This is a genomic window from Stenomitos frigidus ULC18 (assembly GCF_003003795.1).
Taxonomy (GTDB): Bacteria; Cyanobacteriota; Cyanobacteriia; order Leptolyngbyales; family Leptolyngbyaceae; genus Stenomitos; species Stenomitos frigidus_A.
The window spans coordinates 153,278-166,721 of record NZ_PVWK01000140.1 but is presented as its reverse complement, the minus strand read 5'-3'; the positions used below and the strand labels follow the sequence as shown (position 1 = coordinate 166,721).

The following is a 13,444-nucleotide window of genomic DNA, read 5'->3' as shown; positions in this document are numbered from 1 at the left end:
GGAAAGTGGTGTGCAAACCAAACAGACAAGTCGTAAGGCTCTGAAACACTACCTTAACCTCAGCTACCCGATCACCATTTATCCAGAGGCGGAAGGTGGCTATGTAGCAGTCATTAAAGATTTGCCAGGGTGTATCACGCAGGGCGAAACGCCGGATGAAATCATGGCGAATATCGAAGAGGCACGGCAACTCTGGATTGAAACGGTTTATGAGCACGGTGATGAGATTCCGTTACCTTCCGATGTTCTCTATGATGATGAGTGAAATTAGCCTATAGCGATCGCCTCAATGCTTAAGATCTCAGCGAGTTTTCTGAAACACCTATACTTAAGCGATGATAATCGGGCGTGCCCATAAGCGTTTGCTTAACTGAACAATCATCGTAGCTGTAGGTTTGGATATTACATGCGCGTTTTACTCCTCTATCCGCTGTTTCCAAAGTCATTCTGGTCGTTTGATAAAGCGCTTGAATTAGTCGGGCGCAAGGTTTCGCTGCCACCATTGAGTTTGACTACGGTTGCAGCAATTTTGCCTCAGACCTGGGAATTTCGTCTGGCCGATCGCAATGTGCGATACGAGAGCGATGCCGATTGGTACTGGGCAGATCTGGTCATCATCTCTGGCATGATTGTGCAGAAGCCAGACATGCTCTATCTCATCGAGTCGGCGAAGCGGAGGGGTAAACCTGTTGCTGTCGGTGGGCCGTATGTGACCTCTGTACCGGAAGCAGCGCAGGGAGCAGGAGCAGATTTTTTGGTGCTGGATGAAGGCGAAATTACGTTGCCTATGCTGGTAGAGGCATTGGAACGTGGTGAAACGTCGGGTGTGTTTCGTGCCGATGGTGAAAAGCCTGCTGTGACGGATACGCCTGTGCCCCGGTTTGATCTGCTGGAACTGGACGCGTATGGCGATATGTCGGTGCAGTTTTCTAGAGGCTGTCCGTTTCAATGTGAATTTTGCGACATCATTGTGCTGTATGGGCGGAAGCCGCGCACCAAAACGCCTGCTCAACTGTTGGCGGAGTTACAAGCGCTGTACGATTTGGGCTGGCGACGATCGATCTTTGTGGTGGACGACAACTTCATTGGCAACAAGCGCAACGTGAAGTTGATGCTCAAGGAACTCGCTCCCTGGATGGCAGCGCATGGCTTTCCCTTTACTTTGTCTACAGAAGCGTCGGTGGATCTGGCGCAAGATCAAGAATTGCTGGATCTGATGATTGCCGCGAACTTTACTGCCGTCTTTTTGGGCATTGAAACGCCTGATACTGACAGTCTGGCGCTCACGCAAAAGTTCCAGAACACCCGTAATTCTCTGGTGGAAGCTGTAGAGACTATTAATCGCACGGGTCTCCGAGTGATGGCTGGCTTTATCATTGGGTTTGATGGTGAGAAACCAGGGGCAGGCGATCGCATCATCGATTTCGTCGAAGCGACTGCGATTCCCCAGGCGCTGTTCAGTATGCTGCAAGCACTGCCCAATACGGCGCTGTGGCATCGATTGGAGAAGGAAGGGCGGTTACGAGCAGGCGATGGCGAAGCGAATATTCACCAAACAACGCTCACGAACTTTGTGCCCACTCGCCCGTTAGAAGAAATTGCGCAGGAATACGTGCGCTGCTTCTGGGAGTTGTATGAACCCGATCGCTACCTGGCGCGGGTCTATCGCCACTTTTTGGCAATGCAGCCCAGCCCCAACAAAAAGAAATTTAAGTTGCCAGGGTTGACGGATATTCGCGCTATGGTGACCATCTGTTGGCGGCAGGGCATCCAACGCAGCACTCGCGTCCAGTTTTGGCAGCAGTTCTTTGCCATTTTGCGACAAAATCCTGGTGTCTTTAAGCATTACTTGACCAATTGCGCACTGCTGGAGCATTTCATCGACTATCGCGAGATTGTACGCGATGAAATCTATACCAAGTTGGCTGACTATCAACCAGAAGAGTCAACGGAGAAAGTGGCGGCGATCGCGGGTAAGTAGCCGGATTCCATTCGTACGTGTCACTTGAACCGTTTCGGTTTGGGTATCTCGCAATCATTCGTCAACCAGTTGTAGGCTGTCGCGAGCGCGATCGCGACAGCCTGTAACTTTGGGCAACAGAGTCGATCGCCAAGGGCTCCATTACGGCAGCCTTAGGACTTGTTAAAAAATAACTGCATACTTTTGGATTAACTATCAGCTATCAGCTTTTCTCTAGTGGCTGACCCCTACCTACGGTCTCTTAGGAGCTTTCTAACGAACAAAAGGCTCATAGAGGCAGGTTTGATGACAAGCTGAATGGTTAGAGGGCAAGACTCTGGCAAAACCTGTCCGTACCTAACGGTCATTTTTTGCATGGAAATCTTCTGAGACAAAGCCTATCCAGTGATGAAGGGGTAAAGTTTTACCGTTTCTTAAAGCCATTAAGCTAGCCTAAACCCAATGCATTTATCCTGAATTGTCACCTCTACCGTTGGACGGAAAACGAATATGGCAATTAATCGTAGACACTTCCTTCTCTTTTTGGGTGCAGGTGTGGGTACTGTTGCCTGTAACGGGCGACCACAAGGTCAGCAGTCGTCTGTTTCAACAAGTCAGCCAGCAGGGACGATCGGCAAGCCTCCAGCAAAACTAGGCTTTAGCCCACTGAAGGGGCCAATGCCGCTAGCGAACGGCACCGCAACAGGCGCGAAACAGGTTTCTTTCACCGCAAACGGCGACGAACAACTTGCGGCATCGTTTGCTAACTATGAGGTGATGGATGACCTGGTGTTACCAGAAGGCTACACCTACGACATCGTGGCAAAATGGGGCGACAAAGTGGGTGATTCTCGCTTTGGGTTCAACAACGATTACCTGTCACTGGTAGAAACCAGCAATGGCGAAGGCTTTTTGACAGTTAATTTTGAATACATCAGCGCGGTTTCCTGGCAGCAGACCTACGAAAAGGTAATTGGTAAAGCCTTGCCGCTGCGAGAAGTTGATCAGGCTATAAAAGCCTCCACAAAAGTGCTCAAAGCGGATCAAGCGCCAGGGCTAAATGCGTTTGCGCTAGCAGACAGTGATCCTGTAAAAGCAAAGATCAAGCTGATTGCTCAAGAAGCCTTGACCGATTTAGGCTTGGGTGTCATTTCGGTGCGACGTGAGTCGGATGGTCGTTGGGTGAGAACCAATGGCACGAGCGATCGGCGTGTGACAGGCATCTCTGGTCTCACCGATGGACGCTACCTGAGTGCCACTGGCCCTGCTGTTGCCATCTTTCGCAAGTCGAAAGGCCAGGGCTATGTAGACAAACTGGGCGCTAAAATCATCGGCACTATGCAGAACTGTGCGGGGGGGACAACACCCTGGGGCACCGTCCTGAGCGCCGAAGAGAACATCCAGGGTCAAGTGCCTGAGCCAGTCCATGCTGACGGTACATCGTTTGACCCGGTTTACCGCCCGTTCAACATCACAGATGAAGAAATTAGCGGTTTGGGGAATGTGTTTGGGCTGGCTGGTAACAAGTACGGATGGATGGTCGAAATTGATCCTGCTAACCCCAAAGACTACGGCACCAAGCACACCTGGTTGGGACGCTATCGTCACGAAGCCGTGGGGGTGCGGGTAGAGACCGGCAAACGGCTGGCCTTCTATTCCGGGTGCGATCGGCGTGGCGGACACATCTATAAATTTGTCAGCAAAGCCAAAGTGAGCGACCCCAAAGACAAGGCAAACTCTGAACTGCTGACTGATGGCATGCTGTATGCTGCCAAGTTCAACCCAGACGGCACGGGACGCTGGATTGCCTTAGCTCCCAGTACACCCGTTGATCCCGAAACCACTGCACGGCTTGCCGGAGCCATGTTGCCCTTGCCACAGCGTCCCCAAGGCGGCGTGATGCAGGTCGAGGATGACGAACAGATCGAAGCTTTCAAGCAAAAATTCAAAACGCTCGGTCAGCTTTATGCAGGCAGTGACGCAGAAAAGCAAGGTGCCATTCTCATCGACGCGCATTATGCGGGCAATGCGGCGGGTGCAACCTGCACCGCTCGTCCTGAAGATACCGAAATTGCTCCGGATGGGTCACTCTTTATCTCCTTTACATCGGGAGCCGTCAGCAAAGAAGATGGTAGCCCTGATGTTCGTATCTTCAAGGGGCCAGATGGTAGTGCTGCTTACGAGTATGGCTGGGTCATGCATTTAACTGAAGAGGGCAATGAGCCAGCCGCCATGTCGTTTCAGTGGAAGATGATGGCAACGGGCGGAGAACCAGCCGCCGGTGGCTTTGGGTTCTCTAACCCCGATAATCTGGCCTTTGACCCTAATGGCAATCTGTGGATTGTGACGGATATGCCCTCGGACAAAATGAATTATCCCGTGCCGGCCGATCGCCTGGAGAAAAACGGCGTTCCAGTCAAAGCCTCCAACCTGCGCGGACTGTTCGGCAACAACTCCATCTGGTGCATTCCCCTTGCAGGAGAAGCCGCAGGCACCCCTTTCCTCTTCGGCACAGCGCCGATGGATGCTGAACTAACCGGACCGTACTTTGCTCCCGATGGCAAAACGCTCTTTCTCTCGGTGCAGCACCCTGGCGAATTGAACGGTACTCGCAAAGATAAGGCGGCCGAAACTCGTCAGTATGCAATGCGGTTGCCCGGTGGTCAGCCATTCACGCAAACTCGCACGGTACCGATCGGCTCTAATTGGCCTACCAAGGAACCAAATGATCCACCCATTCCTGCTGTCGTCGCCATCCGTCGTCGTGATCAAGCGGCGATCACCACGTAATACCGCTTTCTTAATAGCAAACAGGGAGCAGGAGGCAGGAGATAAGTTCTTTTTGCCTCCTGTTTACTATTGAAGTCAGGATCATCTCAATTTTAAGAAGAATCGCTGTCGATCAATCCTAGGAATAGGGCATTGCCCTGTCTCCCTGTTTCATCACGGGAAGTTTTTTGATGTTTGGCAATTTATGAAGTTTCGGTTATAGACTTGCTAAGATCATCTATAGTACTCTTGTACTAAATATTTCATTAGAATTAAGTTGTTGTGATTGCCACGACGATCGACCAAGCGTTACTAACCCTGTTAGTCATTGGTTCTGCGATCGTGATGACTGGTGTTACCGTCTCAACCGTTGCGGTCGCTTTCCAACCAATAAAGCGCTTTAGAGACCATCTCAGTACCTTGCCTACCTTAACGAAATTACCCGCTTGTCACTTTCGAGGACTGGAACGATGCATCGTCGCAAATCTCGCGCCAATAGTATGAAATACATGCTGGCTGGTGGGTCTGTCGTCGCAGCGTTTGGCTTGCTCGCAGACCCCCGCGGCCTCTTGCCACCCCCTGCTCCGACAAAAGAGGTCTGTCAGGAAATCGTGCAGTCGAAGGCAATCTTATCGAGGGATCAACTCACTAAATTGTTGGCAGTGCCGGAGCGTTCTCCTAAAGCGCAAGTCCGCCAAGTTGTGAAAGAGCCTTATTGCCAGTTGCCAGCGGCAGAACTGAGGGCAGGCGTTTCGTCTCGCCGCGAAGTGTATCCGTTGGCCTTTGATATGCAGACCTGGATTGTCGTCCTTTACGAAGGTGACGAATATGCAGGTTACTCGTTCAGCTTCCGTCATTAGAATGCTTACACCAATCATCTCCATCAGGGCGTTTGTAGGTATTGCTAGTGTTTTGCTATCGCTTTTACCCCTTGGCTGTGCCCGTACTCCAGATAAGAACTCGACATTAGACATCAAACTCTATCAAACCTGGGAGTTGCAACCGGGCGATACCATCGGCGATCGTCCAGTACTGGGTGGCCTTGGAGACATTTCCATTGCGCTCAAGGGCAACAATGTCTATGCACCCTTCGACGGTCAGACTCAGATTGATCAGCATCGCTGTCTAGTCTTCTCCAGTGCCGATGTCCCCGCCTACCTCTTTCGCCTGTGTGGGCTCGATAATCCACAAACGGGTGAGGTCAGTCAAGGCGACACGATCGGCAAGGGCGATTTGCTTCAGTTTGCCGCCTTACGCAAACAGCCAAACGGCACCTGGGCGATCGTTGAGCCCGCCAAAGCCATCCTGGAACGCACGCTGAAAAAGCCTTAGATGGGTAGGGCTTGTCTTAGCTATCAGCGGTCAGCTATCAGCGGTCAGTGGTCAGGCTTTGACATGAGCGTTCAGCCGAGCGTGGTCAGTGGTGAAAGCTAACTCAAAACTCAAAACTCGTAACTCATAACTCAACCCTACCAGTCGCCCATGAAATCCCCTGCTCTGATTGCTCTCAGTCTGGTTGCCTGTTTCTCAAGTGCGCTTGCGGCTCGTGCTGATACGTCTGTTCACGCTGACAATGGTGGTGCGATCGACGTCTCGGTTGGCACGTCTGATGCCTCTACGCTAGCAAGTGCAGCAGTACCTCCAGTTGAGACGTCAGCGGCAGTACCCACCGACGCAGCTATACCTACTGCTTCGACCCCGAACCGATCGCCAGCGCTTAGCTTCGATCCGCCTGTTGCGTCTGCCATTGCAGCAGTGCCCAAAGCCTCTCCTCCCCCAACAATCTCTTCACGAGCACCCTCAACTAGCACCCAAGCCGACCTTTTTACTGGCGGGTCTGATTCGTTAGTTGCCCGTACGGTGGGTCATGCAGAAGGCACACGGACAGCGGATGGTAGCAAGACTCGTGCCTACTATGGACATTCTGATCCTGGCAATGGGGTGTGGAATGTGGGCAGTTTTTCCTATCAGCACGGAGCCAAATCACCAGAAGAAGCAGATGAAAAACAGCTTCAGCGCTTACAGAGACAGGCAGACGTCATTCGCCAAAAAGCAGATTCTCATCGCCTAAGCCTATCGTTAGAAGAGGAGCTAAATGCGATCGACCTGGCAAATCAGGCTCCCCTAGCGGCATTAGATACACCTGGTTATGTGGAGTGGCTGAAAAAAGCGCGCGATCGTGGTCTGACGGGATCGGAGGCTGTGCTGTGGGCACGCACGCAATCGTATTGGAATCCTCGACTAAACCGTTGGGAAGCGCCAGGACTGGGCAATACAGAGGGTAACATCAGTCACGACCAAAATCGACGGTTAACGGCGATCGCCCGTGCTCTGGATCTTTATCAACAGCAGGCACTGGCACGTCGGAAGGAGGATGAACCGCAAGATAAGGTTGCTGACAAACCACCACAAGAAAAAGTCGCCGACCAAATCATCTTTCGCGATCTGTCTCAGCCCAAACCTGGAGAGATTGCTCAGGCTAAGTAGTAACTTCATCTTGCCTCACCCCATCTTGCCTCATAAGTCTAGATTGCGCTCTGTAGGGACGTTTCTACAGAGCGCAATGGCGTCATCGGATTATGATTCGATGACGCCATTGAGGTGGCCGCCCAGAGATCGTCACTTTCGATGTTGAGATTACATTTTGTTTACCTGACGTTAACCAGACCCACTCTGTAAGTCCGGTATTCTAACAGGAGTGCTGAGCTGAACTCAGAGTCTAAGCAGAACATTCTTTCCAAAACTCTAAGATGTCGACGCTATTTGATTTATTGTCCAAAGGTGGTCCGGTCATGATCCCGATGGCAGGGCTGTCTTTGGTGACTGTTTCTTGTGCTTTAGAGCGTACCCTGTTCTGGTTTCAGCTCCTGCGCCGTGAAGATCGCGTTGCCCACGACGTGTTAGATGCAGCTCGCTACAGTCTTGATGAGGCACGGGCGATCGCCGAACGCAACCAGACGTTGCCGATCGGTCGTTTTTTGCTGGCACCGCTAAAGCTGAGACATCCAACCCCCGAAACCTTTCGTCTGGCGATGGAAGCCGCCGGCGATCAAGAGTTTATTCAAATGCGGAAAGGTGACAAGCTGCTTGAAACGGTGGTTGCCCTTGCACCGCTGCTGGGTTTGCTGGGCACGGTCACGGGCTTGATTAGCACCTTCACCAATCTGAACATTGGTGGTGGCGGTTCGGGTGCAGACACGTCTAAAGCCGCTGCAGGGATTGGTGAAGCGCTGATTGTGACGGCAACTGGCATGGTGGTTGCAATCATTGCGCTGGCCGCCTTTCGTGTCTTTGTGACGCTTCAGGCAAAACAGATCGATTACTTTTCCCAGATTGGTAGTGAGCTTGAAGTCATCTACCGTCACGTCTGGTATGAATCGGGTCACTTGAATGGCGATCGCTCAAGTGTTTCCCCTCTGGCTGATCCTGTGACCAGTGGGCATCAGTAAGCTATTAATCTCCGAGGGCAACCATGAAATTCAAAGCTCAACAGCAAGGCTCCCAGATGCCAGAGCCGAATCTGGTGCCCATGATGGACGTGATTCTGACCGTTCTCACGTTCTTTATCATTGTCTCCATGACACTGACTAGCTTTCAGGCAGTCGATGTGCCGCTACCGAGCACGGACAAGGGAATCAACAAAGAAAAGCCTGTTGAACCGATCATTGTTGGGATGAATCGACAGGGGCAGGTCTTGATGAACAACACAACGGTGACCGATACGCAACTGGCGCAACTCATCGTGACGTACTTGCAAAAGAATCCTAAAGGCACCGTTGTGCTCAAGGCCGACAAACAAGTGACCTACGACAAGGTTGTGCAGGTATTGGGCACCTTGCGCGATATTGGCGGCGATCGCGTTTCGTTGGCGATCGAATAGCCGTTCATTTTTCAGTCATACTGTTCTTTTTCTGTAGGGACGTTCCATGGAACGTCCCTACAGAAGGCCATTTGCTAGGGCTTCTTCGTCCAGATCACAGCCACGGTTCCACCTGTTTTACCGGGCACCAGGCTTAGACCGCCTGTGAACTTGCCTTTCTTGAGTTCATAGAGAGGGCCACCGCCATACGTTCCCGCCTCAGTGACGCTCTCAAACCCTTTCAAAACAGTTGCTTGGAGTGCTTGATAAACTTGCGCGGGCGGTTGACCGTCAATAATGCGGGTCTCAGAGATCCCATCAACATAGACCTCGTTTGATGGATTATCTTTGTCTGGCTCGAAGAAGGAACTACTCTGCGAAACATCTAACGAGGTCGCAGAATTATCTTGAGAGATGGCATACGTGGTATCAAGTGCCTTAGCGATGCCGCCCAATTCCGGCGGAATGCCCACCACTTTGCCTTCTTTAATTGCCGCTAGTTTGGCTTTGTCTAATTTATCAGGGCCTAACAAATAGAACGTTTGTGAGCCATCTTCTATCACACTGAGGAAGTAGCTGATGCCTCCCTTAGACACCTTGAAGGTGTTTGGCTCTGGTTCGTCAGTCAGCGTAAATTTTTGGGCAGGCAACGCCTTGCGAAAATGGGCAACCACTGAAACGAGAGAAGCACCACTAGCGACTCGCAAATTTTCGAGCCCCTGATAATTAGGTACCGATCCTGGGTAATGGGGAAAGTCGACAAACGGATTTTTGGTATCGTCGGTTGCACCGCCTGCACCTTTAGCACGTGGCGTTGATGGTGACTTTGGTACCGCAACTACCGGTTTAGGACGATTAATCTTTGGCAGTGCTGGTTTTGCTAGCTTGGGGCGTGCCTTAGCAGCAGGCTTTGCAGTCGGCAACTGCGTAATTTTGACGGGGTTTTCCTTGTCGTCTGTTTTTTTCGGCTTCTCTTCAGACGGGATGGGCGTAAACAGCAGCAGTGCATGTAGGCCAATTGCCGCAAAGAGCATTGGTCTAAGCAGCGATCGCACAGGAGTAGGCAGATTTTTTAGAGCCAGAGAATTAGACATGGGAATGATTGCAGCAAGATTGAGCCGTGTGGAAAGCAAAGCGTAGCTACCCTTCTCCAACCCTTTGAGCAAGGGCTAAAGCTCGTGAGCGCTGCAGGCATCGAACCAAATGCCTTGTTCACAACAGCCTATTCATAACAGGATGCTTGAGTCCTGCCTGATAGTGAGCGTGAACTAGCTAAATAGTACGTGGGGAAGGGTCGTCTTCACAACCCTTTAAGCAGCTTTATTGAAGTTTAGTCTTCAACTTAAAAATAATAGTTTTCCACCACTTTATGGATAAGTCGCTCAGGCTACCAGAAAGAAGCAGATTGAACCAAATTGAGAATCAAAATCAGCTCAAGCAACCCGATCGTTTTGACTGAAACGATCGTTACGGCTCACCTGAAACTTATATATAAGCTCCTAAAGCCATTCTGTATAGTGATTTGACAACACAGAAAACACTTTGAAGCTAGCAACAGTTGATCGCGGAGACACTGCAAGCAACCAACTTGTTTAGTGCAGCACGGCCGTTCAGAAGGGTAAATTAAAGCACCTTAAACAAACGTTTAACTAACCTTAATCTTTTGTTACATTTCCTTTGGTTTTCACTTAACTGCTCTAGCGGTAGGGTTGTCATTGTTACCGAAACTAACAGTTACCGAAACTAACAATAAGTCTCTTTGTGAGGACAAGGCAAAATGGCATTTCCTGCTACTGCATTTCGTCGCGCCGTAACGGCTTCAGCCATGACTGCCGCGATCGCGCTGGGTCCCCTGCTGACTGCGATCGCGCAAGCAGTCCCCTTAACGGGCGCTGGGGCAACCTTTCCGGTTCCTCTGTATGAACGCTACATTGCTGAATTTAAGAAAAGCAATCCTGATATTGACGTGAGCTACCAGGGTGTGGGTAGTGGTGCTGGCATCCGCCAAGTCATTGCTGGTACCGTTGACTTCGGCGGCAGTGATGCAGCAATGACCGATGAAGATATGGCTAAGGTCAAGAATGGCGTCATTCTGGTACCCACTGCTGGTGGTGCTGTAGCCGTTGTTTACAACCTCCCTTTTATACCGAACCTCAAGCTGTCTCGCAGCGTGTTGCCCGACATCTTTACTGGCAAAATTAAGAAGTGGAACGATCCCAGAATTGCTAAGGATAACCCCGGTGCAAAGCTTCCTGATTCTGAGATCAAGCCTGTCGTTCGCGCTGATGGCAGCGGTACCTCTTTCATCTTCACCAACCATTTGAGCGCTATTAGCTCCACCTTCAAATCTGAAATTGGTGTTGGTACGGCTCCCAAATGGCCTGGAAACCCACTCAAAGGAAAGGGAAATCCTGGCGTGGCTAAAGGTGTAAGCGGTGCTGAAGGCACGATCGGCTATGTTGAGTATGCTTACGCCAAGCAAAACAGCATTCAGCAGGCGCTTGTAGAGAACAAAAAGGGACAGTTTTTGCCCCCATCCATTCGTGAGACCAACAAGGCGCTGGGAACAGTAGCGATTCCTGAAAACAATCGCGTGTTCGTCGGTGATCCTGATGAGGGCTACCCCATTGCAGGGTTGACCTGGTTGATGGTTTACAAGCAGTATGACAGCCCCGAAAAAGCAGCAGCGATCAAAAAGTTAGTCAGCTGGATCTTAAACGACGGTCAGAAGCTCAACGCTAGTCTTGACTACGTGCGGATTCCTGCTAAAGATGCGAAACGAATCGCTGATTCAGTGAACTCTGGCGTGAAGCCTTAGTCGTGATCGTTCAACGTTAGCCTGAAGCGTCCTCTGGTCAAGCTGGAGGACGCTTTCTACGCTCAGTACTTAGAAGCCCGGTTTACCTGTTACAGTGCTCTTACCTCACGCTCTCACCAGCCACCGGTTTGCTGTTTCCTTACTCCTTACTCCTTACTCAATGAGTTCAGCCGAACCACCCCAATCTGCTTCCGCTTTTTCTGCTAATCGATCGACGACTGCCGATCGCAGTGACGACATCATGGCAACCGATGGCATGGCATCCTGGGCCAATCAAGGTTTTCTTTGGTTGACGCGAGGGTTTGCGCTCATCACAGTGCTCATCCTGTTATGGATGGGATGGGTTATTTTCCAGCAGGCACAACCTGCCATTAAGGAATTCGGCTTCGGCTTTTTGACCAGCCAGGAGTGGGATATTGCCAATGTGAAGTTTGGCGCGTTGCCCTACATTTTCGGCACGGTTGTGACTTCGACGGTCGCTCTTGTACTGGCGCTGCCGATCGGGCTGGCAGTCGCTCTCATCACCAGCGAGAATTTTTTGCCGCCCTGGGTGCGATCGCCCATTGCGTTTCTGGTCGAGCTCATTGCTGCCATTCCCAGCGTTATCATTGGTCTTTGGGGTATCTATCTACTGGTACCGTCTTTGCAGCCAATTCAGCTCTGGCTTTATGCGCATTTCAAGCAGATTCCCTTGTTTAGCACACAGCCGTTTGGCTCTGGCATGCTTGCAGCAGGGGTGATTCTAGCGATTATGATTCTGCCGACGATCGCTGCCATTAGCCGTGAAGTACTAATGGCAATTCCAACCGACTTACGGGCAGCGTCCATGTCGCTGGGAGCCACGCGTTGGGAAACGATTTTTGGAGTGATTTTACCGGCCTCCGTGTCGGGCATTTTGGGGGCAGCCATGCTCGGTCTGGGTCGTGCTCTGGGCGAGACAATGGCAGTCACAATGGTCATTGGGAACTCGGCACAGATCAGTCCCTCTCTTTTCAACGTGGGCTATACGATCCCGGCACTGCTGGCAAATGAGTTTGGCGAAGCGCTCGATCCGCTGCATATCGGGTCGCTGATGTATTTAGCATTAATTCTGTTTGCACTGACGCTGGCGATTAATGTCGTAGCAATTTTGATGGTAAGGGTATTGGGCTATGGCAAATGATGACTCTCTAGAATTGATGCAACCCTTGCCCGTCCGTCGCCAGTGGTTCAGCAATGGCATGACGACGATAGCCTTTTTGGGCACCGCGATCGCACTGTTACCGCTGCTGGCCATCCTGCTCAAAATTTTGTGGGAAGGCGTCCCCCATCTCAAGTGGGAGGTTTTGACTTCGCTACCCGCGCCTGTGGGTCTGGAAGGCGTCCCTAATGGCTTTGCCAATGCGATTCAAGGCACTGTAATGATGGTCAGCATCGCCTCGCTGATCAGCATTCCCATTGGTGTGCTGACCGCTATTTACTTATCGGAATTTGGGAAGCAGCAGCCGATCGCGCAAGCCGTCCGGTTTGTCGTCACTATTCTCAGCGGCGTACCGTCGATCGTGGTGGGTGTCTTCGCCTATGCCGTCATTGTGCTCAACTTTAAATTTTCGGCGTTGGCGGGTAGTTTTGCGCTGGCTGTAATTATGCTGCCGATCGTCGTGCTCACCACCGAAGAAGCGCTGAAGCTGGTGCCCATGCAGCAACGGCTGGCGTCTGCCGCCCTGGGAGCTAACGCCTTCCAGACAGCCCGCACGGTGATGAAAACTGCTTTACCCGGTATCACCACAGGCGCGCTGCTGGCGGTTGCCCGCGCCGCTGGTGAAACGGCTCCACTCATTTTCACGGCACTGTTCACACAAGGCTGGTCGCAAGGGTTGCTCCAACCTGCACCATCGCTGTCTGTCATGATTTACAACTACGCCAATTCCGCGTATGTTCAACAAAACCAGCTAGCGTGGACGGCGTCGGTCATTCTGGTCGGTATGGTTTTGCTGACCAACCTACTCTCGCGGTTTATCACCCGCAAACGTCTGCCTAACCGCTAAACTGTGTCATC

At 51.4% G+C, this 13,444-nt stretch carries 12 protein-coding genes; 11 read left to right on the top strand and 1 reads right to left on the bottom strand.

What is annotated here, in order from left to right; translation table 11 throughout:
* Positions 1 to 10 precede the first annotated feature (10 nt).
* The 8 genes from C7B82_RS25990 to C7B82_RS25955 all read left to right on the top strand — a co-directional run bounded on the left by C7B82_RS25990 (position 11) and on the right by C7B82_RS25955 (position 8,609).
* Positions 11 to 265: a type II toxin-antitoxin system HicB family antitoxin gene (locus C7B82_RS25990; RefSeq protein ID WP_245940098.1), complete on the top strand. Its 255-nt coding sequence runs from the start codon at positions 11 to 13 to the stop codon at positions 263 to 265.
* Positions 266 to 406: 141 nt separating this feature from the next.
* Complete coding sequence (locus C7B82_RS25985; RefSeq protein ID WP_106259656.1) at positions 407 to 1,981, top strand: B12-binding domain-containing radical SAM protein; 1,575 nt, start codon at positions 407 to 409, stop codon at positions 1,979 to 1,981.
* Positions 1,982 to 2,470: 489 nt separating this feature from the next.
* The gene (locus C7B82_RS25980) at positions 2,471 to 4,750 is read left to right on the top strand and encodes a PhoX family protein (RefSeq protein ID WP_106259655.1); all 2,280 of its coding nucleotides are present in this window, start codon (positions 2,471 to 2,473) and stop codon (positions 4,748 to 4,750) included.
* A gap of 449 nt (positions 4,751 to 5,199) precedes the next feature.
* On the top strand, positions 5,200 to 5,589 hold the full coding sequence (locus C7B82_RS25975) for a hypothetical protein (RefSeq protein WP_106259654.1): 390 nt from the start codon (positions 5,200 to 5,202) through the stop codon (positions 5,587 to 5,589).
* Complete coding sequence (locus tag C7B82_RS25970) at positions 5,558 to 6,061, top strand: hypothetical protein (protein WP_245940097.1); 504 nt, start codon at positions 5,558 to 5,560, stop codon at positions 6,059 to 6,061. Before C7B82_RS25975 ends, C7B82_RS25970 begins: the two co-directional genes overlap by 32 nt.
* 150 nt (positions 6,062 to 6,211) lie before the next feature.
* The gene (locus C7B82_RS25965) at positions 6,212 to 7,216 is read left to right on the top strand and encodes a RodZ family helix-turn-helix domain-containing protein (protein ID WP_106259652.1); all 1,005 of its coding nucleotides are present in this window, start codon (positions 6,212 to 6,214) and stop codon (positions 7,214 to 7,216) included.
* Between the two features lie 263 nt (positions 7,217 to 7,479).
* Positions 7,480 to 8,178, top strand: a complete 699-nt coding sequence (locus tag C7B82_RS25960; RefSeq protein ID WP_106259651.1) for a MotA/TolQ/ExbB proton channel family protein — start codon at positions 7,480 to 7,482, stop codon at positions 8,176 to 8,178.
* A 23-nt stretch (positions 8,179 to 8,201) separates the two neighbouring features.
* A complete protein-coding gene (locus C7B82_RS25955) occupies positions 8,202 to 8,609 on the top strand; it encodes an ExbD/TolR family protein (protein WP_106259650.1) in 408 nt (135 codons plus the stop codon).
* 74 nt (positions 8,610 to 8,683) lie between these two features.
* On the opposite strand, the gene C7B82_RS25950 is transcribed toward C7B82_RS25955, so the two are convergent.
* Complete coding sequence (locus C7B82_RS25950) at positions 8,684 to 9,682, bottom strand: hypothetical protein (RefSeq protein WP_146141270.1); 999 nt, start codon at positions 9,680 to 9,682, stop codon at positions 8,684 to 8,686.
* A 683-nt stretch (positions 9,683 to 10,365) separates the two neighbouring features.
* Here C7B82_RS25950 and pstS point away from each other — a divergent pair.
* The 3 genes from pstS to pstA all read left to right on the top strand — a co-directional run bounded on the left by pstS (position 10,366) and on the right by pstA (position 13,433).
* On the top strand, positions 10,366 to 11,406 hold the full coding sequence (gene pstS, locus C7B82_RS25945; protein ID WP_106259648.1) for a phosphate ABC transporter substrate-binding protein PstS: 1,041 nt from the start codon (positions 10,366 to 10,368) through the stop codon (positions 11,404 to 11,406).
* Between the two features lie 160 nt (positions 11,407 to 11,566).
* A complete protein-coding gene (gene pstC / locus C7B82_RS25940; protein WP_106259647.1) occupies positions 11,567 to 12,568 on the top strand; it encodes a phosphate ABC transporter permease subunit PstC in 1,002 nt (333 codons plus the stop codon).
* Positions 12,558 to 13,433: a phosphate ABC transporter permease PstA gene (gene pstA / locus C7B82_RS25935; RefSeq protein ID WP_106259646.1), complete on the top strand. Its 876-nt coding sequence runs from the start codon at positions 12,558 to 12,560 to the stop codon at positions 13,431 to 13,433. The genes pstC and pstA overlap by 11 nt, the downstream gene beginning before the upstream one ends.
* Positions 13,434 to 13,444: the final 11 nt, after the last annotated feature.

Coding starts and splice junctions, on each gene's coding strand:
- C7B82_RS25985 (WP_106259656.1), top strand. CDS start 407: ATGCGCGTTTTACTCCTCTATCCGCTGTTTCCAAAGTCATTCTGGTCG.
- C7B82_RS25980 (WP_106259655.1), top strand. CDS start 2,471: ATGGCAATTAATCGTAGACACTTCCTTCTCTTTTTGGGTGCAGGTGTG.
- C7B82_RS25975 (WP_106259654.1), top strand. CDS start 5,200: ATGCATCGTCGCAAATCTCGCGCCAATAGTATGAAATACATGCTGGCT.
- C7B82_RS25970 (WP_245940097.1), top strand. CDS start 5,558: ATGCAGGTTACTCGTTCAGCTTCCGTCATTAGAATGCTTACACCAATC.
- C7B82_RS25965 (WP_106259652.1), top strand. CDS start 6,212: ATGAAATCCCCTGCTCTGATTGCTCTCAGTCTGGTTGCCTGTTTCTCA.
- C7B82_RS25960 (WP_106259651.1), top strand. CDS start 7,480: ATGTCGACGCTATTTGATTTATTGTCCAAAGGTGGTCCGGTCATGATC.
- C7B82_RS25955 (WP_106259650.1), top strand. CDS start 8,202: ATGAAATTCAAAGCTCAACAGCAAGGCTCCCAGATGCCAGAGCCGAAT.
- C7B82_RS25950 (WP_146141270.1), bottom strand. CDS start 9,682: ATGTCTAATTCTCTGGCTCTAAAAAATCTGCCTACTCCTGTGCGATCG.
- pstS (WP_106259648.1), top strand. CDS start 10,366: ATGGCATTTCCTGCTACTGCATTTCGTCGCGCCGTAACGGCTTCAGCC.
- pstC (WP_106259647.1), top strand. CDS start 11,567: ATGAGTTCAGCCGAACCACCCCAATCTGCTTCCGCTTTTTCTGCTAAT.
- pstA (WP_106259646.1), top strand. CDS start 12,558: ATGGCAAATGATGACTCTCTAGAATTGATGCAACCCTTGCCCGTCCGT.